The organism is Butyricimonas faecihominis, assembly GCF_033096445.1.
Classification (GTDB): Bacteria; Bacteroidota; Bacteroidia; order Bacteroidales; family Marinifilaceae; genus Butyricimonas; species Butyricimonas faecihominis.
In genome coordinates, this window is the sequence record NZ_AP028155.1 from 450,909 (window position 1) to 472,401 (window position 21,493).

The following is a 21,493-nucleotide window of genomic DNA, read 5'->3' on the forward strand; positions in this document are numbered from 1 at the left end:
TATAGAGAAAAGGTGGTTGAAAAACCACCTTTTTTTATTCTGTAACCCGATCTGTAAAGAGGGTTGCTGTTGATGCATGAGAGAAGATGTAGGACGCCGGGTATACTCCCTGTTTATGAACGAGGTGTTCCATGATCTCCTGTTTGTCAGCTCCTACAACGGGAATTAATATCGTAGAACTTTTTAAAATCACGGTTCCTGTCATTGTGATGCGTTGTTGTCCCGTTTTCGGGTGGTGTGAAACCGCGTAAATTCGCTGGTCGGTTAGTAGATTCATTGAATCGTTGAAAATAGAGGCCACGTGTCCGTCAGTCCCGATACCTAGTATAGTACAGTCGAAACGGGGCATATTCGAGTAGCCGGGAAGTTCCCATTTCACCATTTCCGAATATCGTTCAGCTTCGATTTTGGGTTCTTGTTCTCCCCAAATGCGATGGATATGATTTTGAGGAATATCCATGGGCATGAAAAGGAGGCGTTCTGCAATGCTTGAAATTGCTCTCGTCATCTTCCGGTGACACGCATCGTTCATCTACCCAGTAAAAGCGGAGAATATCCCAAGGAATGTCATTCCGGTATTCTTTTACCCATAGTTTGAAGAGTTGTTGCGCCGTAGAACCTCCGGACAGGGCGATATGAAAAGGTTTCGATTTGCTTTTTTTGATCACCGCTATCAAAGTCTCAGTCATTGAGCGTAGCGTTTCTTCGGTAGTTTTATATACTTCTATTTTCATGATTGTATGGATCTAATTCGTACCTGTTTATACGATGCAAGTTACGGTTTATTCATGATATAAACAAGAAAAAAAGTTAAAAACCCTTACTAATTTTAGATTCATGATTTTAGAGTTCAACCGCACGAGACAAGCGCTTATTCTGTGATTTCGTGATTGCCGATTAGGTGGTTATAGAATCATTCAATCGGCAATCACGTAATCTTTTAATCTAAAATCTATAAGTTTGTAACTCGCTGCTGGCGAATGTTTCTCACTGATTTATTGAATCTACGAATGAAGAGGGTGGCAGCAAACATGAGGCCGCCACAGAATCCGGAGAGTAGGCCGGGAGCCCCGAAGTCGAGCAAGATGCCGGCAATATATGCTAGCGGTACGGCGACAAATAGATAGGATACGAGGGCATAGATCATGGGACGCTGCACATCGGTGATACCTCGCAAGGCTCCGAGTGCAGTTACCTGTAATCCGTCGAAGATTTCAAACACGGCGACCACGAAGAATAGGTTGCGAGCTACTTTTATCACCTCGGGATCAGGGGTGAAAATGGACGCGATGGGGGTCCCGAAAAAGGCGTAGATCACGGCTGCTCCGGCCATGAAAATAACGGCAAGGCGGAGAGAAGCATGGGCGTAACGACGCATTTTCCCGATATTTCCTCGCCCGAATTCATGACTGACAAGTATGGTTGAGGCTCCGGCGATTCCGCTGGAGATCATGAATGTAAGGGAAATCATGGACATGACAATTTGATTTGCCGCGAGGGCAATGGTGCCTAACCATCCCATCATGACTGTGATGAGGCTGAGGGATAGAAATTCCACGACCATTTGTCCGGCTATGGGGTAGCCAACTTGTAATAGTTGTTTGATTTTTCGACGGCTCGTGTTGCTAAATTGAAAAAAACGAAATACGGGGCTATATATTTGGGAACGATGGATGTAGAGAAAAAAAGCAACAGGCATCATCAGGCGGGAGATTAATGTCGCTAGTCCCGCACCCGCTACCCCAAGGAATGGCGCACCGAATTTACCATATATAAATATGTAGTTCAGGAAAATATTCATCAAATTGCATGAAATCGTGATCACCATGGCTACCTTCGTGTTTCCAATTCCTTCCATGTATTGTTTGAATGTCATGAACAGAATGAACGGGATGACCGAGAATGAGGTCAGGATATAATATCCTTTGCATAATTCTACAACTTCCACGGGTTGTCCCATCATGGAAAGGTAGGGCATGAGCATGAACAAGAAAAGGGTGAGTACGAGTGACACGGTTGTGTTCAGTAGAAGTGAATTTTGGAAAAATCCGGCTATACGTTCTTTATCATCAAGCGCATGAGCTTGGCCCACAAGTGGGGTTAGGCCGGTGGCAATCCCCATGCCGACAACCATCGTGTTCATGATAATTGCTCCCGCTAATGACACGGCTGCCAATTCTGGGGCACCAAGTTGTCCTACCATGATGTTATCTGCCATTTGTACGATCGCCTGACCGGCTAATGATAGCATGATCGGGAAGGCGATGTTGATGTTCTGTTTGTAATACAGTGAGTTAATTCTCATGACTTGAATTTTAAAAACGGGGACAAAGATGTACATTTATTGTCACAAATAAAAATGTTGAAATCTTTTTGCGGGAATGAAACTAAGTTAATCATCGTTTCCGTATAATGAATAAATGAAACGCAAAAATTTGAGAAATTTAACTATATATTAAGTCAAAAAATTGCGAGAATTGGAAAATATGTGTATTTTTGGTATTGTAAATAGAGAGAAATGAAAGGATTGATATTTCGATATTTTTCGTTGTTACTCCTCTTTTTGATCATCGGGGTAAATCTCTTTGGAAGTGAAAATTCCAAGGGGAATATTCCTATTTCTGATAAGGAGAACATAGAAAAAGCGTCGGAAGAATTCCAAGTTTCCACTACCCCGTTTGATCAGCATGGAGTTTTTGAACGAACTTTAGAGTTTTCAAGCCGGCAGATTGTTAATAATGGAAGTCGGGAACAATTCTCCCTCTCGTTCTATCGAAAAACAGAACTTGCGTCACGTAGAAGTGAATTCCGGATGATGGCAGAAAAGACTTACGGGTATTTTTCCGATTTGTTGGGACTTCGACATTTTCAAGGTTTCTACGTGTTCGATTTGTGTAAAATCATTATTTAGTTATTCCTAGGTCCGTTTTGTCCAGTGTCACGAATGGTGATACCGGTGAGTTGTACTCGCTCATTGAAAGCGTGTTTTGATATGACATGCTGGTATAGAGGTGACTAATGTAATTATGGTATCTTTCTTCGGATACGGACGGACGAATTATATCCTTATTTTTCAGTGTATTATAAAATTGAATTTATTCATAAACGAATAATAATAGTAGACCTATGGAGAATAGTAAAGAAGATGCCAAGGGTTTTACCAACTCGGCATTATTTCAAACATTGTACCCGATCGTGATCATGTTAGTCATATTTGGTTTGGTTTTCTTGGCATTATACGTGGCATTATAATATTAAAGCGTTTAAAATATAAAAAATACTCCTATGAAAAAGACTGCAACAAAACAAGGAACAAGAAGAAGTTTAGGTATTTCTGCATTTCCGATAATCATTCTGTGTTTTATACTGGCAATGGTTATTTATCATTTCGTGTATGGTAATCCGGCTAATTTTATTAATAATGACCCGAATAATCATCCTATTCAGGGAAATTTACTAGGTACGATTTATAAAGGAGGGATCATCGTTCCGGTTATCCAGACTTTGTTATTTACGGTATTGACTTTAAGCGTGGAGCGGTTGATTGCCTTAAAAAGAGCAAAAGGGAAGAAGAATTTGCAACAATTCGTGACGAAGGTGAAGAGTGATCTTGAGGAGGGGAATATTGAGGCTGTTCGCCAAGCTTGTGACGAACAGAAAGGAACCGTGGCAAACGTGATTAAATCATCGCTTTCTACTTATTCACAGGTGTCAGCTTGTGACACGTTGTCGAAAGAAGAGAAACAGTTGGCAGTACGGAAAGATCTGGAAGAGGCTACCATGCTTGAGTTGCCGACGATGGAACAGAATCTGGGGGTAATAGCCACGATCACTACTTTAGGGACTTTGATGGGATTGCTCGGAACTGTAATCGGGATGATCAAGTCTTTCGCTGCATTATCTTCTGCCGGGGGAACGGATTCTATTGCCCTTTCTACCGGTATTTCGGAGGCGCTTGTGAACACGGCTTTCGGTATTGCAACCGGGGCGTGTGCTGTGATTGCTTACAATTTTTTCACCAGTAAGATAGACGGGATCACGCATAGTATTGACGAGATCGGGGCTTACTTGGTACAGAGTTTCACGATTAAACAACGCTAGTATACACTTGTTAATATATACGTTATGAGTCAGAAAATTAAAAAGAAATCAACGTTTATCGACATGACGGCCATGAGCGACGTGACGGTACTGTTGTTGACGTTTTTCATGCTGACTTCCACGTTTATCCAGAAAGAACCGGTGCAGGTGAACCCGCCGCAGTCGGTTTCCGAGATCAAGATTCCCGAATCAAATATCGTCTCTATTTTAGTCGAGCCAACGGGAAAGGTGTTCATGGGACTGGATAAACCACAGGATCGTATCGAGGTGTTGAAAAAGATGGGGGAGAGTTATCAGATTGAATTTTCGGATCAGGAATTGAAAAAATTCAGTCTGTGTAATTCATTCGGGGTGCCTATTCAGGGGATGAAACAATTCTTGGCATTATCGTCGGAAGAACAGGATAAAGTGATCATGAATTATGGAATCCCTTGTGATAGCACGAATAACCAGTTTAAATCGTGGATGCAATTTGCCCGGGAGGTGAACAAGGACTTGGTGATCGCTATCAAGGCGGATCAGAAAACTCCTTACCCGTTGATTAAGGATATTATGGCAACGTTGCAGAATCTGCGAGAGAATCGTTATAACTTGATTACCTCGTTGCGTAATATGCCGGAGGTATGATGGGACTTTATAACTTGTAATTTATTTATTATGGCAGAAATACAACAAAAGGATAGCGGGGAACGCAAGAAAGGGAAACAGAAGAAATTCAGTATCCGGGTGGATTTTACGCCTATGGTGGATATGAATATGTTGTTGATTACTTTCTTCATGCTCTGCACGTCCATGAGTAAACCCCAGACAATGGAAATCAGTATGCCGAGGAAAGATTTGTTGAATGAGCAGGAGCAAAACAAGGTGAAGGCTTCCAAGGCAATGACTATTTTATTGGGTAAGGAGGGGAGAGTGTACTATTATATGGGAGAGCCGGACTACGAGAATCCCGATATGGTGCAAGAAACTGATTTTTCCCCGAACGGTTTGCGTGCAATCCTGTTAGGACGTAATCAGGTGGTGATGCAGAAGATCCGGGAATTGAAACAAAAGAAAGCAAACTTGGAGATCTCGAACGAGGAATATCTGAAAGAGGCTGCCGAGATCAGAAAAGATAAGGATTCTCCCGTTATATTGATCAAGGCTACCGATTTTGCGAATTACAAAAATTTGATTGATGTTCTTGATGAGATGCAGATATGTAATATCGGACGGTACGCGATCATGGATATAACTCCGGGGGATTTGCGATTGTTACAGGATAAGACACACGACGGGTATGCCGATGATTTGAAAGAAGTCATCGAGTACCGGGAGTTAAAACAATAAGACCATGGCAAAGGATATAAATGTAAATTCGGTAGAGTGGTGTGATCTGATATTCGAAGGAAAGAATAAGGATTATGGGGCTTACGAGTTGCGTAAACACTCACCCCGGCGTCACTTGACGGCCTATGTCGTGATTATAGGTTGTGTGGTTCTGGCAATGGTTCTTCCGGCTTTTGTTCGTTTTCTGACACCCGTTAAGGCGCAGGAAAAGATGGTTACGGTGACGGAATTGTCTGATTTGAAGATGGATTTGCCGGAGGTGAAGGAAGAGAACAAGATCGTGGCGGTGAATGTTCCGCCGCCACCGACGTTGAAGACAACGATTAAGTTCACGGCTCCCGTGATTAAGAAAGATGAAGAGGTTCGTGAGGAAGACGAGATTAAAACACAGGATGAGGTGAATCAGGCAAAAGCGGCGATTTCCGTGGCGGATGTGAAGGGTAATGACGAGGAAAACGGTAAGGATATTGCTGATCTGGAAGACCATAAATTGATCGTGGCAAGTGAAGATGAGGTCTTTCAAGTGGTGGAACAAGCTCCCGAATATCCGGGGGGTATGGCTGCCTTGATGAAATGGATCGGTAAAGAGATCAAGTATCCTTCTATTGCCCAAGAAATGAATATAGAGGGAAGAGTAATCGTACAATTCGTGATCGGACGGGACGGGTCGGTACGTGATGTACAAGTGTTGCGTACGGTCGACCCGACGCTGGATAAAGAAGCCGTTCGCGTGGTAAAGGCCATGCGTAAATGGATTCCCGGAAGACAGCGGGGTGAACCGGTTTCCGTGCGGTTCACTTTACCGATCACGTTTAAATTACAACAATAAAAGAAATGATTCTGTGATTTAGTGATTGCCGATTAGGTGATTAAAAGAAAGCGTTGGACAGCGAGTGAAAATTACTAAATCTAAAATCGTAAATCAAAAATTAGAAAGGTTATGAATATTCGAATCGGCTTTTGGCTGTTATGCCTGATCTCCCTTGTGGCTTGTAAAGGGAAAACTTCAGGAGTACAAGATACCTTGTTTAGCGGGGTAATTCGAGTTGCAGTCGACGAAACGCTGTCTCCCTTGGCCGAGGATGAGATTGCAGTTTTTGAAGCGCAATATAATCAGACAGGTATCGTCCCGATATATACGAGTGAAGTGGATGCAATAACCCTGTTGTTACGCGACAGCGTGCGCTGGGTGTTGGCCACACGCCCTTTATCGGGGGACGAATTAGAGTCATTCCACAGCAATAAGTTTTTTCCGGAGTCCATCAAGATAGCTACTGATGGTGTTGCTTTGATTGTAAACAGGCAAAATGCCGATTCGATATTTAATGTGAGTACTTTAAAGAAAATATTTTCCGGAGAGATAACACGTTGGAACCAATTGTCGGCGGATTCGAAATTGGGTGAAATACAAGTTGTGTTTGACCACCGGAATTCCAGCACAGTACGTTACGTGCTGGATTCAATATGCGGGTGGGGTAACTTGTCTGATCGATGTCATGCCGCCGGAACGAATCGGGATGTCATCGAGTATGTTACTCGAACTCCCGGTGCTATGGGGGTAATCGGGGTCAATTGGATTAGTGACGAACAGGATTCTTTATGCCGGGATTTTCGAAAAGAGATACAGGTGGCACGGATCAGTCGTGCGGAGTTACCTACTTACGGGAATAGTTACCAGCCTTACCAGTATTACCTCTACACGGGGCAATATCCATTGTCTCGTGATATATATATTTTACTGAATGATCCCCGGAGCGCACTCCCAACCGGGTTAACCTCCTTTTTTGCAGGAGCAAGAGGACAGCGAATCATTTTGAAAGCCGGATTGTTACCTGCCACGATGCCTGTGAATATCGTGAACGTGAGGGACCAACTTTAACGAATAATTTTAAGATCATGAAAACGAAATTAATTATATGCGGATTATTTTGCTTGCTTGCAGCGAGGAGCGTGAAGGCAGCAGACAATAAGGTCGGAATAGATCTTTATGAATCGGGAATGATCGGGGCTGCCAAGGCTTTTTTCCTCGATAATTTGAAGCAACAACGAGAGGGAGTTTTGCAAGCAGAAACCTGTTACTATCTGGGGGAATGTTATCTGGTGTCGGGGCTTCGTGATTCTGCCGGGGTATACTACCAGAAAGGAATAGAGTTTATGCCTGACTATTCTTACAACCGGATCGGGTTAGTTGGGTTGAAATTGGGGAAAGATGTAGACGCTGAAGAGTTGTTCAAAGAGGTGCTTACAAGTAAAAAAGACAAGAAAGATGCCGGCGTGCAGTTGGCAATAGCCAGAGCATATTTGTATGCAGGTAATATGACAAAAGCAATGGAACACGTGAATCAGGCGAGAGAGTTGGATGCTAAAAGTGGGCTGCCGTACTTGGTGGAAGGAGATATTCTGGCAGCACAAGGGAAAGTCGGGGAGGCTTGTGCCAAATACGAAACGGCCGCTTATTTTAGTCCGGATTGTGTGGGAGCATATTTAAAACAGGCTCGCTTGTACATGTCGGCCAATCGTTCCTTATCATTGGAAAAGTTGGATAAGGCCCGGGAAAAATCCCCGGAATTTTGTGGTATTTATTGTATATTAGGGGAACTGTATGAAATGACCGGAGATAGTAAGGCTGCAGCTGATAATTATTCTAAATTTATTCAGTCGGGATACTATGACCAGAATAATTTGTTGAGATATGCCGGCATACTGTATTTCGATAAACAGTATGATAAGATGTTACCTATACTTCAGTCCGTGTTGAGAGAAAAGCCGGAAGATTTGGTGGCTAAACGTTTATATGCTTATTGTCTTTCTAAACGGGAGAATGGGGAAAAATGTCTGGAGGCTATAAAGCATTTTATAGAATCTACTCCCGAAGAGAGTCAGATTTGTCAGGATTATCTTTGTTACGCGGAACAGTTGACCGTGAAAAAAGAGTATAACGAGGCAATTACTTATTATAAAAAGGCGTTGAATGCGGATGGTAAACGTCAGGAGTTATTGAAAGATATTGCGGATCTTTTCGTGAAAAATAGAGAATTGGATTCGGCCGTGGTTTATTATCAGCAATATTTTGATTTCGTGGAGGAACCGGCCGCGGAAGATTTGTTGAAACTGGGGAAATGTTACTATAATCTGGCTTGTCAGGATTCAGTTCCAGAATTGCAAAAGGAAGAGCTGATAAAAGCAGATACTTTATTCAAAGAGTTAAGTATTCAAGTTCCTAATAGTTACGTGAGTTATTTTTGGCGGGCTCGGGTAAATTCCATGCTTGATCCGGAAACAACGAAGGGGTTGGCAAAACCATATTACGAGAAAGTAATAGAAATAGGATCAGTACAACCGGAACGTTATAAACGGGAACTGATAGAAAGTTATAAATACTTGGGGTATTATCATTACGTGATTGCTGATGCTATTACCACAAAAAATAATGGGAATCCTGATCCGGCAAAAGAAGAATACGGGGAAGCAAAGTCATTTTTCTCTAAAGTATTAACGTTGGATGCCAAGGATGAGGTGGCCTTGAAAGCTCTTGAGAGTATTAAGCTGTGAATCGGTAAAAGCGTGTCGATTGTGGGGATGTTCTTGTATTAGGATATCCCCAATTTTAATAAAATGAAAATTTAGTATTCGTAAAAGATTAAGTTTTGGTACGGAAATTGCTTTACAAGGGGAGAGTTGTTTATTGAATATTTAAATAGATTGAATTATGAAGTGGATTTTGCGGGCGATACCAATTTTACTTTTGATGGTTTGTTTTGGAGGGCAAGCTATGCCGGAGGACATGCCAAGAGAAAGAAGAATGGAGATCACCGGGGAATCGATGAATAGTTCAGAGATTACAGCTACTTTTTCGGCAATTGATCTGACGGACGTGTATGATTTTCTGGAGAAGTCATTTATGTTGACGGATATTGTGGATTTACCCGAGGATGTAGAAATTCAAAAAGACAAACGAGTGAGTTCTGCGAAAGAGATTCTCAAACAAGGTATCGAGGGAAAGAATAGTCATGACGCGTGGCGTGATGAAATCTTTGATTACTTGTCTATGAAACATATCCAGGGATTTTATATTTACTGGATGAACAAGATGATTATTTAATTTGTAATAATCATATAAACGTATACTGGGAATCTAGTACATAGCTTGAATATAATAAGGCTGGGAAGAAACTATTCTGAGTGAATATACGTTAAAGTTATAAGTTGGTATTTAAAGAACGTTTAAATCATATATTATGACACAGAAAGTCGGATACGTGACACAAGTGATTGGTCCTGTTGTGGACGTCATTTTTGAAGGTGGAGGGGTTGACTTACCTCCTATTTACGAGGCTCTGGAGATTGAGAGGGAGAATGGCTCGAAGTTGATTGTCGAGGTGGAACAACACGTGGGAGAAGATACCGTGCGTTGTGTAGCAATGGATACCACCGACGGTTTATATCGCGGTATGAAGGTTTTGGATTTAGGACGGACCTTGACGATGCCTATGGGGGACCAGATTAAGGGACGTTTGTTGAACGTGACAGGTGATGCTATTGACTATCTGGCCCCATTGGATTACAAAGAAACGAGTTCTATACATCGAGAGGCACCGAAATTTGAAGATTTGTCTATCAAGGAGGAATTGCTGCTTACGGGAATAAAGGTGATCGATCTGTTGGAACCTTATTCTAAAGGTGGAAAGATCGGTCTGTTCGGGGGTGCCGGAGTTGGTAAAACAGTGTTAATCATGGAAATGATTAATAATATTGCCAAAGGACATAATGGATATTCCGTGTTTGCCGGAGTCGGAGAACGTACCCGGGAAGGGAACGATTTGTTGCGGGAGATGATAGAATCGGGGGTTATCAACTATGGTGACAAGTTTAAGGAGGAGATGGCAAAGGGGAAGTGGGATTTGGAGAGCGTGGACATGGAGAAGGTGAACCAGTCGCAGGCAACATTGGTTTTCGGACAGATGAATGAACCTCCCGGGGCTCGTTTACGAGTGGCTTTGTCCGGGTTGACGGTTGCGGAAATGTTTAGGGATTCGAATGCTGGAGGAAAAGAAATTTTGTTCTTTATTGATAATATTTTCCGTTTCACGCAAGCCGGGTCGGAGGTATCGGCCCTGTTGGGACGTATGCCGTCAGCAGTAGGTTATCAACCGACATTGGCATCGGAGATGGGTAAGTTACAAGAACGTATCACTTCCACGAAGAATGGCTCAATTACTTCTATCCAGGCCATTTATGTTCCGGCTGACGACTTGACAGACCCGGCACCGGCCACGACGTTCAGTTTCTTGGACGCCACGACGGTGTTGAGTCGTAAGATCACCGAATTGGGTATTTATCCGGCGGTAGATCCATTGGAATCTTCTTCGCGTATTCTTGATCCGGCAATTGTTGGAGAAGAACATTATCAAACCGCACAAAGAGTGGTCGAATTATTGCAGCATTACAACGAGTTGCAGGATATTATTGCAATTTTGGGGGTTGATGAATTATCTGATTCGGATAAAATCGTGGTAGCACGGGCTCGTCGGGCGCAACGTTTCTTATCGCAACCTTTCCACGTGGCTGAACAATTCACCGGAATTCCCGGGGTTATGGTTCCGTTGGAAGAAACGATTCGAGGTTTCAAGATGATTCTCGATGGGGATATGGATGAATATCCGGAGCAGGCATTTATGAATACCGGAACCATTGATGATGTGATCAAGAAAGGGAAAGAGATGATTGAACAAGCGAAGAAAAGAAATTAGAGAATGTAAAATTTAGAGTTTAGAATGAAAAAGATTCCGAGATTGCCGATTCTATGATTGGATGATTAAAATCACTTAATCGAAAATCATTAAATCACTTAATCGATAGGATCTAAAATCTAAAGTTTAAAATCTAAAATAACTAAGGTCATGATTTTAAGAATAGTATCTCCGGAAAAAGTGATTTATAAAGGTGAGGTGCAAATGGTGAAATTGCCTGGTACGGTGGGTCAGTTTACCGTGTTGGAAAATCATGCACCGTTAGTATCGACATTGACTCCGGGAGAAATTGTCTATAAAGGGTCAGAAGAGGAAAAGAGTGTACAGATTCGCGGGGGAGTTGTGGAAGTTCGGGACAATAATGTGGTGGTTTGTATAAATTGATACACCTATGAAGAATGATTTAAAATATATATTGTTGACACTTGTTCTGTTGGTCGGAACGCTAACTGCAGGTGCGGTTAGAGTGGCCGCAACAGGTGTTAGCGGGGAAGAATCGCAACAGGTCGAGGACGAGCTTGCCGTACGGGTGGATTCCGTGATGCAGCAGGAGGAACGGGAGGATAAGGCTTTTGACCCTAAAAAGACTATTTTCGAGCATTTGGGGGACGAGTATGGATGGACGATTATCGGAAAGGTAACCATACCTCTGCCCGTGATTGTTCGGGATAATGGAGGGGAATGGTATTTTTTCAGTTCTTCACGTTTAGCAGACGGGAAAACATATAAAGGATTTCATATTGCCGGGGAAGGAGCTTATGAAGGGAAGATCGTGGGGGTAGATGCTACCGGAAACGAATATCGTCCTTATGATTTTTCTATCACCAAAAACGCTTTTTCCGTGATGATTAGCGGGCTGATCACGATGTTGATCGTGTTCTCGTTAGTTCGATTTTATAAAAGGAAAAAGTTTAAGGCCCCGCGTAAGGGAATGGGTGGTTTGGAAATGATCGTCGAAATGTTATATAAAGAGGTTATTGTCAGTGTGCTGGGAAAGGAATCCAAGCGATATGCACCCTATCTGTTGACATTGTTCTTTTTTATATTCGTATCCAATATGATGGGGTTGATAGCTGTATTCCCGGGAGGGGCGAACGTGATGGGAAATATGTCAATCACGCTGGTCTTGGCATTATGTACTTTCGTGGTGATTAATGTTTCAGGGACGAAAGAGTACTGGAAAGAGATATTTTGGCCGGATGTGCCTATGGGATTGAAATGTCCGGTACCCTTATTGCCTGTTATCGAGATATTCGGAGTGTTCACGAAACCGGTGGCTTTGATGATTCGTCTTTTCGCTAACATGTTGGGAGGACACTTGATTGTGTTGGTGTTGATTTCGTTGATCTTTCTGTTTAGCGTGATGGGACAGGTGGTATTGGGCGTTACAACGGTATTTTCAGTATTGTTTGCCGTGTTTATGAACTTGATTCACGTGTTGATCGGGTTTATTCAAGCATACGTGTTTATGTTGCTTTCAACAATCTTTATCGGGTTGGCGAGAGTGAGGAGAGTTAAAAGCTAAAAACTTAAATCTAAAAGTTTGAATTTAAAATCTAAAATCATTAAATCTAAAATTAATAAATAAGGTTATGGAAAGTTTGATTTTATTGGAAGTAGCAGCAGCCGGGTTAAGTCTGGCTAAGATAGGTGCATGTGTTGGAGCTGGTTTGGCAGCTATTGCTGCAGGTATTGGTATCGGTAAGATCGGTTCTTCGGCGATGGATGCTATTGCCCGTCAGCCGGAAGAGACTAACAATATCAGAACCAATATGATCGTGATTGCGGCTTTGATCGAGGGTGTTGCTCTTTTCGCAATTATCGTTTGTTTATTAGCATTGTTTGTATAAAAAGAAGCTATGTCATTATTTACACCGGAATTCGGATTAGTGTTTTGGATGCTGGTTGTCTTTTTGATTCTTTTCGGCATTCTGGCAAAATACGCCTGGCCGGCTATTGTCCGGATGATGGACGAGCGGGCTGATTTTATTGATAAAGGCGTAGAGTATGCCCGGGAGGCTAAAAGAGATCGAGAAAAGGCACAAGAGGATGCCAAAGATTTGCTGACGGAAGCCCGTAAGCAACAATTAGAGGTATTGCAGCAGACAGAACGGCTGAAACGGGAGATGATAGCGGAAGCCCGAAAAGCGGCAGAAAATGAGGCAAAACAAGTGAGGGAGGCTGCCAATTTGTCGATAGAGCAGGCAAAACGGGAAGCAGAATTACAATTGCGTAAACAAGTGGCATCCTTGTCTTTGCAGGTTGCAGAGAAAGTGATGCGTAAAGACTTGGCTACCGATAAGAACCAAATGGAACTGATCGGTAAGTTGTTGAACGAGCTTGAAAATAAAGAGTAAAGGAGGAGAGTATGGACGAAGGATTGATTGCTCGAAGGTATGCAAAGGCCGTGTTTCGATACGCGCAGGAGTTAAATGCTGCTGATGCAGTGTATGAGAAGATGAAATTATTCGAGAAAAATTATATCGCTCATCCCGACTTGCAGAAAGCTTTGTTAAATCCGTTGTTATCACCCGAGGATAAGGAAATGCTGCTCTCCACGGCTATCGGAATCGAACCGGGAGAGGCGTACATCAAGGGTATTCGTTTGTTGATAAGAAACCACCGGGAAATGTATGTCAGGTCAATTTGCCTGATGTTTCAGAAGATTTACCGGGCTGCAAACGGGATTATCCGGGTGAAGATCATCACGGCGATGGAGTTGTCGGACGAGACGATGGATAAGATCAAAGAGTTCGTGCGGCGTCATACTGATAAGACAATAGAGTTTGTCCATAAGGTTGATCCCTCGATTATCGGAGGTTTTATATTACAGATCGGGTCCCGACAACTAGATGCCTCGCTGATGAAAGAGCTGAAGGAGATGAGTCTCCAGTTTGGATTTTTAGATTATAAATGAATCCTTCGGGAGGATGACAAGAAGAAGGTGTTAGCCTTGTGAGGTCGGAATTTAAAATCTAAAATCATTAAATCTAAAATTATTTAGGGTTATGTTGAAAGCGAATGAAATATCAGATATTTTAGAAATGCAACTCAAGGAGGTCGATACGAAGATGGCTTTCGAAGAGGTGGGAACCGTGATGGAGGTTGGTGACGGGGTGGCCCACGTGTTCGGGCTGGATAATGTGCAGGCTAACGAGTTGCTGGAATTTGAGAACGGGGTTCGTGGGGTTGCCATGAACTTGGAGGAAGATAATGTGGGAGTGATTCTGATGAATGCCGGTGATCGGGTGAAGGAAAATTACACGGTGAAACGTACGGGAAGTATTGCCTCCGTGAAGGTGGGAGAGGGATTGCTCGGACGGGTTGTCAACACGCTGGGTGAACCTATCGACGGAGCCGGACCTATAGAAGGGGAATTGATACAGTTACCGTTGGAACGTAAGGCTCCGGGGGTAATCTATCGTCAGCCGGTGAAAGAACCGTTACAGACAGGGATCAAGGCGATTGATTCCATGGTGCCGATCGGACGGGGACAGCGGGAGCTGATCATCGGAGACCGTCAGACCGGAAAGACATCTATTGCCGTGGATACGATCTTGAACCAGAAAAGAAATTTCGATAACGGTGATCCGATTTATTGTATTTACGTGGCTATCGGTCAGAAAGCATCATCTGTAGCCATGTTGGTGAACACGTTGCAGGAGAGAGGTGCGATGCAGTACACTGTTGTTGTTGCGGCAAACGCATCCGATTCGGCAGCTATGCGTTACTATGCGCCTTTTGCGGGAGCGACGATCGGAGAGTATTTTCGAGACAGTGGTCGTCACGCATTAGTCGTGTATGATGACCTTTCCAAACAGGCTGTCGCTTATCGTGAGATTTCTTTGATTTTGCGTCGTCCTTCCGGGCGTGAGGCTTATCCGGGAGATATATTCTATTTACATTCTCGTTTGTTGGAACGGGCAGCGCGAATTATATCCAGTGATGAGATGGCACAGACAATGAATGATTTGCCGGATGTGTTGAAACCCACTGCCAAAGGAGGTGGTTCATTAACCGCATTGCCGATTATCGAGACTCAGGCAGGAGACGTGTCGGCGTATATTCCGACAAACGTTATTTCTATCACGGACGGGCAGATTTTCCTTGAGGCCGGATTGTTCAACGAAGGGGTACGTCCCGCAATTAACGTGGGAATCTCGGTATCCCGTGTCGGTGGTAATGCCCAAGTGAAAGCTATGAAGAAGATTGCCGGAACATTGAAGATCGATCAGGCCCAGTACCGGGAATTGGAGGCCTTCTCTAAGTTTGGAGGAGACATGGATTCTGTGACGGAGATGGTGATCGATAAAGGGCGTAAGAATGCTCAGTTATTGATTCAGCCCCAGCATGCACCGATGCCCGTGGAGGAAGAGATTGCCGTGATTTATTGCGGTACACAAGGGTTGTTGCGTAACGTGGAGTTGAAGCATGTAGCCGAGTTTGAGAAGATGTTCTTGGAAATATTGCGATCCAAATACCAAAAAGAGATTTTGGAGCCATTGCGGGAGGGGGTTCTGGATGAAAATGTATCTAAATTATTAGAAGAAGTGGCCACGGAAGTGGGGCAGACTTTTAATTAGTTCATAAAGTAAAAATTATGGCATCAACACGTGAATTGAAAGGAAGGATAAATTCGGTACATTCTTCTCAAAAGATAACCGGAGCCATGAAGATGATCTCTTCTGCCCGGTTGAGGAAGTCTGAGAATGCATTGAATCATGCCCGTCCTTACATGGAACAGTTGCAAAATATACTGGATCATATTGCAAGTGAAATTAATGATTATCAGTCTCCGTTGAGTCAGGATCGTCAGGTTCAACGGGTCGCAATTGTTATTTTTGCTGCCAATGAAGGTTTATGTGGCGCTTTTAACCTGCTATTATACAAGAAATTATTGGAGACATTACAAGAGTATGATGGTAAGGTTAAATCGCCTGTTTTCGTTTATCCCGTGGGGAGAAAGCTCGTGAACGATATAAAACGGACGAGGGGGGTGGAGGTTATGCCGATCCCCGATCTTTTCGAAAAAAAACAATATGCAGAAGGAGCAACGGCATTGGCAGATGAATTAATTCGTCGTTTTTTGGAGAAGGATGTGGATCGGGTCGAAGTTATTTATGCTCATTATAAGAGTATGGGAACACAGATCATTAGTCGGGAGCAGTTACTTCCGTGGGTACCTCAGGAAACGAAAGCTCTTTCAGATAAAGAACGAAATAAAGTATATATTTACGAGCCGGATTGCGAAGAGATATTGGAGACGATTTATCCGTTGGTTATCCATTCCACAATGTATCGGTACCTACTGGAAAATCAGACTTCTGAACAGGCCTCTCGCATCTTGTCTATGCAAATGGCAAATGATAATGCTATTAAGTTGTTGAAAAACTTGCAGTTGGAATACAATAAGTTGAGACAACAGAATATTACGGCCGAGTTGATGGATATTGTGGGTGGGTCAATTGAATGATTTATTTGTTTTAGAATTTGGCATGATGTTATGGAATTTCCTATGATGGTACTATCATAGGAAATTGGCCACTCTATTAAATATCCCGGTAAAAGATTGATAAAGCATTTCAGGTGTGGCTCCCGTGTTAGTGGGAAATGGATTTTGATGGGAATACTCGTACGGAAAATCTAATTCTTCCAATATAGTATCAACACATTTGGGACCGAGTGCCTCAATAACTCCTTGTGTTGGCATTACCGTATCTTTTTTGAGCGTGACAATCCGTAGACGGTCTTGAATTCGCTCGAAAAATGATTCCCGGTAATTCTTCATTACCTCGGGACGTATCATCGCTTTAAATGCTTTTTCCATGAAATCCTCTTCATACAAAACGGGGAGCATTCGCTGTTCATCATTTTTTGTCAGAAAATCATTCAGAAAATAATTCTTAACTCTTCGATACGCCTCTCGGTCCATAATATCCCGGGCACTTCCGTCCATTTGGCTGAATATGGAGCCTCCACAGAAGAGGAATAGTTTACTGTCATCCAATAGATGATCCGGGTTGGCAAGCATCAGAATCTGTGACAGGAACGCTCCGATGGAATAGGCGAAAATGTTTATGGATGAATCTTTTTCAAATAGGGGGTGTTGTCCGGTTTTTATTTCCCGGAATAACTGCCATAAATTGAACATGGACTCTTTTCCGGATATGTAAAAACGCAAAGGGGTGTCCGAGAGGCGATAACTTAATGCCACGTTGACAAACGTGGAATTATCCAGATGTTCCACTTCTTGCTTACGACGAGCCACCCAAGGCATAAGGGCTCTCGGATTATACCAGTTACCGGGAGTACGGTTCATGTGGAAAGCTATCGGAAACAAAATAACCGCTTTACCCGTGGCTAAGGATAAATATTCTGCCCAAGTGAGGTATTTGTCCCAGTTACGTTCGTTCAGCCCGTGTAATAACAGGATTGCCTGGTCCGTTTTTCGTGATCCTTTAGGCGTGAATATGGTATACGAAAAACTCTTGTTCTCCTGAATATTATTGTCCGGGATAGAACAAAATTCACTTGTCGGGATCAATTGCTGAAATTGCTCTATTTCATTTACTCCCATGTTCTGGATAAAATGATAAGGACGAATTTCCAGTGGTTGATCTTCTAGGATAACTTTCTTGTCATAAGAAAAAATAGCCTTTAATTGTTTTGTTCTAGTTGAGATTTCCATAGCTCTTGCGATTAATTTTAATACAAACAAACGCCACAATTCTTTGTTTTCAAAATTAATGGTGTGTACCTAGACTTAAAGGGACAAAATCTCATATTTAGGGATGAAATTTGCTCTTTAGGGGTGAAATTTTTTACGGGAAAAATGTATCTTTGTTTGAAATTTATAAAAATTAGAGAGAGATGAACGTGTTGACCCGAAAAATACCAGCTTACTATTACGATAAATCAAATTTAATACGCTTGGTATTATTCACTGCTTTTTTTGATCTGATTTTTATCAATATCTACAAACCTTTCAGTTCTCTGACGTGGTATCCGGTATCGGAATTTAAGTTTTTCATTTTTTCGAGTCTGGTCATTCTTACCGGAGTACTTGCCGTGGCGATCAGTCGTGTGATCATGTATTTTTACACGAAGAAGCATACCCTTAATTATATCGAGTATGGCATCTGGATCGTGTTGGAAATTTTCTTTCTATCGACGTTCTACACGGTTTATTCTTGTTTTTTACGGCCGGAGAGGGACGTGATAGAAACTTTTTGGGAGGCCTCAGAAAACACGTCATTAATTCTTTTATTGCCTTATGCGATCTTGATGCTTTATTTTTCTTGGCGGGATAAGGAACAGAAATTGCAGATGCTTGAAGAGATGAAGGGAGATACCGGGGGGACGAGTGTTATTTCTTTTCGGGATGAGAAAGGTGAATTGCGTTTGTCAATCAAACATTCGAACTTGCTTTATATCGAGTCCGCGGATAATTACGTGCAGATTTGGTATTTGAATAAAGGCGTGGTGACAAAATTCATGTTGCGTAATACTTTGAAGGCGATGGAAGAGACATTTGAAGGGACGAATGTATTGAGGTGCCATCGTTCCTATATGGTGAATTTCGAGCATGTTAAAGTGATTCGTCGGGAGAAAGATGGAGTCTATTTGGAATTCGGGGTTGAGAAAGTTCCCGATATTCCGATTTCAAAGACTTACAGTGAGAAAGTGACGCGCTGGTTCATGTGTTATTCCTCTTCGAATGAGTAAATACCAATACAGACCGCCTTGCCGGGAATTATCCGGGTATGTCCAGTATTACTGGATGCTAGATCTTGAGGATGTATGTCCATCGTGTGAGCCGCATCGTCTTACACCGCAGGGATTCATGGAAATTGTTTTTTATTATCGGGATTCGTACAAGCTTATTCTGTCCGATGGAGAAGAAACTCATCCCCGGGCGACACTTTACGGGCAGCGAACCGAATTTATAGATGTTTTACCCACGGGTAGGGTGGGGCTGATGTCGGTTGTGTTTACCCCTGTGGGGGTACGGGACATTTTGCATTTGCCTCTGAATGAGCTGACAAACCGATACGTCTCTCTGGAAGAGGTGTTGGGAAGAGAAGGGAAAGATATGGAAGAGCAAATGATGAATCTTTCCGGTTTTGACGAACGGGTGGAGGGTTTGGAGTCATTTTTGTTAGGTCGCTTGCAGCGAAGAAATGAATTTGAGAATAACCGGATGCGGATGGTCATGACTCGTTTATTACAGTGTCGGGGAATGTTCAATGTGGAGCAACTGGCCAGTTATGCTTGTTTGAGTAGAAAGCAATTTGAGCGTGTGTTTGCGGCTTACGTGGGATTAATGCCGAAACAATACTTACGGGTGATTCGTTTTTTGTATGCCGTGGAATTTCGAAATCGAATGCCGGAGGTTGATTTGGCAACATTGGCATTCCATACCGGATATTACGATGCGGCTCATCTGGCGAATGAAATTAAGGCTTTAACCGGTCATACTTCGTCAACTCTTTTTCAATTGATGTGTTTTTCCGAGGATGCAGAGAGTATTGAATGGTTTCTAGGTGCATAGAAGGAAATAAAAGTTTTATCGGAACTGAGAATGTCTCTTTTTTCCAATAATTGAGGGGTGATGAGGGGGTACTTTTGTTGTGTTAATCAATAAAATAAATACAACATGAAAACATTCGTAGCTTTTTTTGAGATTCCTGCTGTCAACATGGAGAGGGCAGTTCAGTTTTACGGGACGGTTTTCGGAGAAAAACTGGAGGTTGTCGAATACGGGGAAGAGAAGATGGCTTTTATTTCTTCCGGTAATCAGCAACCGATCGGCTGTATTTTTAATTTAAAAGGATACCAGCCAACCTCTAACAGTATTACGATTTCATTTTACACGGAAAATATGGATGAATCTTTAGTCTTGGTGAGGAAGGCCGGGGGAAAGATTGCCACGGAACCTTGTGAAACTTGTGAGGGATCAAAAGATTATTTTGCTTACTTTTTAGATACCGAGGGAAACCGGATCGGTTTGTTTACACGAAACATTCATCCGGGGGAATAGTAATCCGGACGAGACGAACCATATCTTGCGGGTTGATTTTATAGGGCTGTCCCAAAAGTCATTTTTCAAACTCCTTCCCCCCTTCGGGGTACTCCCTCTATAAACAGAGGGAGAGCTGAAATACTCCCTGTCTTCGGCAAAAATCACCAGTTTCTCCTCTGTTTATAGAGGAGGTGGCACGAAGTGACGGAGGTGTTTTTGAGGATAAAATGACTTTTGGGACAGCCCCTTTTAATATGCTGGTTATTCGTGTTTTTTGGTTGTTGTTCTTTGAAATGAGAGTGAAATTTCTGGTTTAAAATGGGAGTTCTTCTTTTTTTAATCCTGTTAGTAAAAGAATATTTTCGATGGACATACCCATTTCTTTTGCTTGTTTCGCTATCGTCAAAGCCTTCTTTTTTTCTCCTTCAGCTAATCCCTCTGCCTTCCCTTCAATCAATCCTTCGGCTTTCCCCTCAACCTTCCCTTCAGCTAATCCTTCAGCTAATCCTTCAGCCTTCCCTTCAATCCAGCCGGATTGGATCACGCTGCGTTGATATTGTAGGGCGCTCAAATGTGCTTCATAGCTGGCACGTTCTTTGGGACTAAGATTGTCAAGACGTAGTAATTCTCGGGCTTCGGATAATCCGCTAGTCTTTGTGTTGTCGGCAATTTCACCTGTTTTCAAGAAAGCTATCCATTCGTCAAGGGGAGTTTTAGCCAGTTTATCAAACTCGTTGACACGTAGCACGTAGTATTCAGGAAAAAGATCTCCGGCATTCTCACGGATGAATTGTTCTCGTTGTCGTAAAGATAGTTTGAGGGTATCATGTTTATGAATTCCTTCGAAAGAAGTGTTCCCGTGATATACGTAGTCTTCCCCTTGTCCTAGGTCAAAGTACACGGTGTTTATGGAGTATACTTTTTTTACTTGCGAGTAGGGTTCTCCTTTTGTGATGTATTCGGTAATAGCCTTTGATACTCCATACAACATACGATGAAAATAGTCCAGCTCCCGGTTGTTCTGTACTTCGATAATAACGAGTTCACCTTTACTGTTTTCAGCCAGCATGTCGACCCTGTTGAATTTATCTTCAGCATGTTGCTGGTTGCCCTCGCTTTCCAGCATACGATCAATTTTGATACGTTCTCCCAGTAACGTGGAGAGGAATCCCTCGAGAATCACGAAGTTTGATTTTTGTCTTAACAATCGTTTGGTTGCCCAGTCGAATCGTACATAATTTTCTCGTGCCATGGCAGATAAGTATTTTATTTGAATATATGACAAATATAC

The 21,493-nt window shown here is 42.6% G+C and carries 23 protein-coding genes and 1 pseudogene; 20 read left to right on the plus strand and 4 right to left on the minus strand.

The genetic code is table 11. The features are described 5' to 3' along the window. Nucleotides 1–34 precede the first annotated feature (34 nt). Together pgl and R8806_RS01860 are read right to left on the minus strand one after the other, a co-directional pair. Nucleotides 35–734, minus strand: a pseudogene (gene pgl / locus R8806_RS01855) (6-phosphogluconolactonase). Nucleotides 735–952: 218 nt separating this feature from the next. Continuing rightward, on the minus strand, nucleotides 953–2,305 hold the full coding sequence (locus R8806_RS01860) for an MATE family efflux transporter (protein WP_164720055.1): 1,353 nt from the start codon (nucleotides 2,303–2,305) through the stop codon (nucleotides 953–955). A gap of 213 nt (nucleotides 2,306–2,518) precedes the next feature. Between R8806_RS01860 and R8806_RS01865 the strand changes: the two genes are divergently transcribed. The 17 genes from R8806_RS01865 to atpG all read left to right on the plus strand — a co-directional run bounded on the left by R8806_RS01865 (nucleotide 2,519) and on the right by atpG (nucleotide 16,653). Beyond that, nucleotides 2,519–2,911, plus strand: coding sequence for a hypothetical protein (locus R8806_RS01865; protein ID WP_124317453.1), 393 nt, complete (start codon nucleotides 2,519–2,521; stop codon nucleotides 2,909–2,911). Nucleotides 2,912–3,126: 215 nt separating this feature from the next. Then, complete coding sequence (locus R8806_RS01870) at nucleotides 3,127–3,252, plus strand: hypothetical protein (protein WP_262707606.1); 126 nt, start codon at nucleotides 3,127–3,129, stop codon at nucleotides 3,250–3,252. Between the two features lie 33 nt (nucleotides 3,253–3,285). After that, entirely contained in the window at nucleotides 3,286–4,101 is an 816-nt protein-coding gene (locus R8806_RS01875) for a MotA/TolQ/ExbB proton channel family protein (protein ID WP_124317454.1), read from the plus strand. Nucleotides 4,102–4,125: 24 nt separating this feature from the next. Next, complete coding sequence (locus tag R8806_RS01880) at nucleotides 4,126–4,728, plus strand: ExbD/TolR family protein (protein ID WP_124317455.1); 603 nt, start codon at nucleotides 4,126–4,128, stop codon at nucleotides 4,726–4,728. Nucleotides 4,729–4,758: 30 nt separating this feature from the next. Beyond that, on the plus strand, nucleotides 4,759–5,430 hold the full coding sequence (locus tag R8806_RS01885; protein ID WP_027202967.1) for an ExbD/TolR family protein: 672 nt from the start codon (nucleotides 4,759–4,761) through the stop codon (nucleotides 5,428–5,430). A gap of 4 nt (nucleotides 5,431–5,434) precedes the next feature. Further along, nucleotides 5,435–6,259, plus strand: coding sequence for an energy transducer TonB (locus tag R8806_RS01890; RefSeq protein ID WP_087419816.1), 825 nt, complete (start codon nucleotides 5,435–5,437; stop codon nucleotides 6,257–6,259). A 111-nt stretch (nucleotides 6,260–6,370) separates the two neighbouring features. Further along, the gene (locus tag R8806_RS01895) at nucleotides 6,371–7,309 is read left to right on the plus strand and encodes a PstS family phosphate ABC transporter substrate-binding protein (RefSeq protein ID WP_164719734.1); all 939 of its coding nucleotides are present in this window, start codon (nucleotides 6,371–6,373) and stop codon (nucleotides 7,307–7,309) included. Between the two features lie 17 nt (nucleotides 7,310–7,326). Then, nucleotides 7,327–8,982: a tetratricopeptide repeat protein gene (locus tag R8806_RS01900; protein ID WP_124317456.1), complete on the plus strand. Its 1,656-nt coding sequence runs from the start codon at nucleotides 7,327–7,329 to the stop codon at nucleotides 8,980–8,982. 157 nt (nucleotides 8,983–9,139) lie between these two features. Continuing rightward, nucleotides 9,140–9,532, plus strand: a complete 393-nt coding sequence (locus tag R8806_RS01905) for a hypothetical protein (RefSeq protein ID WP_124317457.1) — start codon at nucleotides 9,140–9,142, stop codon at nucleotides 9,530–9,532. Between the two features lie 136 nt (nucleotides 9,533–9,668). Beyond that, nucleotides 9,669–11,180, plus strand: a complete 1,512-nt coding sequence (gene atpD / locus R8806_RS01910; RefSeq protein ID WP_124317458.1) for a F0F1 ATP synthase subunit beta — start codon at nucleotides 9,669–9,671, stop codon at nucleotides 11,178–11,180. Between the two features lie 150 nt (nucleotides 11,181–11,330). Continuing rightward, entirely contained in the window at nucleotides 11,331–11,564 is a 234-nt protein-coding gene (gene atpC, locus R8806_RS01915) for an ATP synthase F1 subunit epsilon (RefSeq protein ID WP_087419820.1), read from the plus strand. A 7-nt stretch (nucleotides 11,565–11,571) separates the two neighbouring features. Next, on the plus strand, nucleotides 11,572–12,705 hold the full coding sequence (atpB, locus tag R8806_RS01920; RefSeq protein ID WP_151411437.1) for a F0F1 ATP synthase subunit A: 1,134 nt from the start codon (nucleotides 11,572–11,574) through the stop codon (nucleotides 12,703–12,705). Nucleotides 12,706–12,772: 67 nt separating this feature from the next. Next, nucleotides 12,773–13,030 (plus strand): ATP synthase F0 subunit C, encoded by a 258-nt coding sequence (gene atpE / locus R8806_RS01925; protein WP_027202959.1) that lies wholly within the window; start codon nucleotides 12,773–12,775, stop codon nucleotides 13,028–13,030. A gap of 9 nt (nucleotides 13,031–13,039) precedes the next feature. Continuing rightward, a complete protein-coding gene (gene atpF, locus R8806_RS01930; RefSeq protein ID WP_027202958.1) occupies nucleotides 13,040–13,537 on the plus strand; it encodes a F0F1 ATP synthase subunit B in 498 nt (165 codons plus the stop codon). Between the two features lie 11 nt (nucleotides 13,538–13,548). Next, entirely contained in the window at nucleotides 13,549–14,097 is a 549-nt protein-coding gene (locus tag R8806_RS01935) for a F0F1 ATP synthase subunit delta (protein WP_027202957.1), read from the plus strand. A 91-nt stretch (nucleotides 14,098–14,188) separates the two neighbouring features. Further along, nucleotides 14,189–15,763: a F0F1 ATP synthase subunit alpha gene (atpA, locus tag R8806_RS01940; RefSeq protein ID WP_124317935.1), complete on the plus strand. Its 1,575-nt coding sequence runs from the start codon at nucleotides 14,189–14,191 to the stop codon at nucleotides 15,761–15,763. A 17-nt stretch (nucleotides 15,764–15,780) separates the two neighbouring features. Then, nucleotides 15,781–16,653 carry an ATP synthase F1 subunit gamma gene (gene atpG, locus R8806_RS01945; protein ID WP_124317934.1) on the plus strand — a complete coding sequence of 291 codons (873 nt, stop codon included), beginning with the start codon at nucleotides 15,781–15,783 and terminating at the stop codon, nucleotides 16,651–16,653. 54 nt (nucleotides 16,654–16,707) lie between these two features. On the opposite strand, the gene R8806_RS01950 is transcribed toward atpG, so the two are convergent. Continuing rightward, nucleotides 16,708–17,868, minus strand: coding sequence for a DUF6051 family protein (locus R8806_RS01950; RefSeq protein ID WP_124317933.1), 1,161 nt, complete (start codon nucleotides 17,866–17,868; stop codon nucleotides 16,708–16,710). A 182-nt stretch (nucleotides 17,869–18,050) separates the two neighbouring features. On the opposite strand from R8806_RS01950, the gene R8806_RS01955 reads away from it, so the two are divergent. The 3 genes from R8806_RS01955 (at nucleotide 18,051) to R8806_RS01965 (ending at nucleotide 20,220) form a co-directional block, all read left to right on the plus strand. Further along, nucleotides 18,051–18,905 carry a LytR/AlgR family response regulator transcription factor gene (locus tag R8806_RS01955; protein ID WP_183312856.1) on the plus strand — a complete coding sequence of 285 codons (855 nt, stop codon included), beginning with the start codon at nucleotides 18,051–18,053 and terminating at the stop codon, nucleotides 18,903–18,905. Further along, a complete protein-coding gene (locus tag R8806_RS01960) occupies nucleotides 18,898–19,731 on the plus strand; it encodes a helix-turn-helix domain-containing protein (protein WP_124318164.1) in 834 nt (277 codons plus the stop codon). The genes R8806_RS01955 and R8806_RS01960 overlap by 8 nt, the downstream gene beginning before the upstream one ends. Before the next feature lie 105 nt (nucleotides 19,732–19,836). Further along, nucleotides 19,837–20,220, plus strand: coding sequence for a VOC family protein (locus R8806_RS01965; protein ID WP_124318165.1), 384 nt, complete (start codon nucleotides 19,837–19,839; stop codon nucleotides 20,218–20,220). Between the two features lie 295 nt (nucleotides 20,221–20,515). On the opposite strand, the gene R8806_RS01970 is transcribed toward R8806_RS01965, so the two are convergent. Beyond that, entirely contained in the window at nucleotides 20,516–21,454 is a 939-nt protein-coding gene (locus R8806_RS01970; RefSeq protein ID WP_124318166.1) for an Rpn family recombination-promoting nuclease/putative transposase, read from the minus strand. Between the last annotated feature and the right edge of the window lie 39 nt (nucleotides 21,455–21,493).

What these genes read in the sequence shown, in the direction of transcription:
- R8806_RS01885 (WP_027202967.1), top strand. Translation starts at nt 4,759, where the DNA reads ATGGCAGAAATACAACAAAAGGATAGCGGGGAACGCAAGAAAGGGAAA.
- R8806_RS01950 (WP_124317933.1), bottom strand. Translation starts at nt 17,868, where the DNA reads ATGGAAATCTCAACTAGAACAAAACAATTAAAGGCTATTTTTTCTTAT.
- R8806_RS01870 (WP_262707606.1), top strand. Translation starts at nt 3,127, where the DNA reads ATGGAGAATAGTAAAGAAGATGCCAAGGGTTTTACCAACTCGGCATTA.
- atpC (WP_087419820.1), top strand. Translation starts at nt 11,331, where the DNA reads ATGATTTTAAGAATAGTATCTCCGGAAAAAGTGATTTATAAAGGTGAG.
- R8806_RS01935 (WP_027202957.1), top strand. Translation starts at nt 13,549, where the DNA reads ATGGACGAAGGATTGATTGCTCGAAGGTATGCAAAGGCCGTGTTTCGA.
- R8806_RS01890 (WP_087419816.1), top strand. Translation starts at nt 5,435, where the DNA reads ATGGCAAAGGATATAAATGTAAATTCGGTAGAGTGGTGTGATCTGATA.
- R8806_RS01865 (WP_124317453.1), top strand. Translation starts at nt 2,519, where the DNA reads ATGAAAGGATTGATATTTCGATATTTTTCGTTGTTACTCCTCTTTTTG.
- atpG (WP_124317934.1), top strand. Translation starts at nt 15,781, where the DNA reads ATGGCATCAACACGTGAATTGAAAGGAAGGATAAATTCGGTACATTCT.
- R8806_RS01900 (WP_124317456.1), top strand. Translation starts at nt 7,327, where the DNA reads ATGAAAACGAAATTAATTATATGCGGATTATTTTGCTTGCTTGCAGCG.
- R8806_RS01895 (WP_164719734.1), top strand. Translation starts at nt 6,371, where the DNA reads ATGAATATTCGAATCGGCTTTTGGCTGTTATGCCTGATCTCCCTTGTG.
- R8806_RS01905 (WP_124317457.1), top strand. Translation starts at nt 9,140, where the DNA reads ATGAAGTGGATTTTGCGGGCGATACCAATTTTACTTTTGATGGTTTGT.
- atpA (WP_124317935.1), top strand. Translation starts at nt 14,189, where the DNA reads ATGTTGAAAGCGAATGAAATATCAGATATTTTAGAAATGCAACTCAAG.
- atpB (WP_151411437.1), top strand. Translation starts at nt 11,572, where the DNA reads ATGAAGAATGATTTAAAATATATATTGTTGACACTTGTTCTGTTGGTC.
- R8806_RS01970 (WP_124318166.1), bottom strand. Translation starts at nt 21,454, where the DNA reads ATGGCACGAGAAAATTATGTACGATTCGACTGGGCAACCAAACGATTG.
- atpE (WP_027202959.1), top strand. Translation starts at nt 12,773, where the DNA reads ATGGAAAGTTTGATTTTATTGGAAGTAGCAGCAGCCGGGTTAAGTCTG.
- R8806_RS01955 (WP_183312856.1), top strand. Translation starts at nt 18,051, where the DNA reads ATGAACGTGTTGACCCGAAAAATACCAGCTTACTATTACGATAAATCA.
- R8806_RS01960 (WP_124318164.1), top strand. Translation starts at nt 18,898, where the DNA reads ATGAGTAAATACCAATACAGACCGCCTTGCCGGGAATTATCCGGGTAT.
- R8806_RS01880 (WP_124317455.1), top strand. Translation starts at nt 4,126, where the DNA reads ATGAGTCAGAAAATTAAAAAGAAATCAACGTTTATCGACATGACGGCC.
- atpF (WP_027202958.1), top strand. Translation starts at nt 13,040, where the DNA reads ATGTCATTATTTACACCGGAATTCGGATTAGTGTTTTGGATGCTGGTT.
- R8806_RS01860 (WP_164720055.1), bottom strand. Translation starts at nt 2,305, where the DNA reads ATGAGAATTAACTCACTGTATTACAAACAGAACATCAACATCGCCTTC.
- R8806_RS01875 (WP_124317454.1), top strand. Translation starts at nt 3,286, where the DNA reads ATGAAAAAGACTGCAACAAAACAAGGAACAAGAAGAAGTTTAGGTATT.
- R8806_RS01965 (WP_124318165.1), top strand. Translation starts at nt 19,837, where the DNA reads ATGAAAACATTCGTAGCTTTTTTTGAGATTCCTGCTGTCAACATGGAG.
- atpD (WP_124317458.1), top strand. Translation starts at nt 9,669, where the DNA reads ATGACACAGAAAGTCGGATACGTGACACAAGTGATTGGTCCTGTTGTG.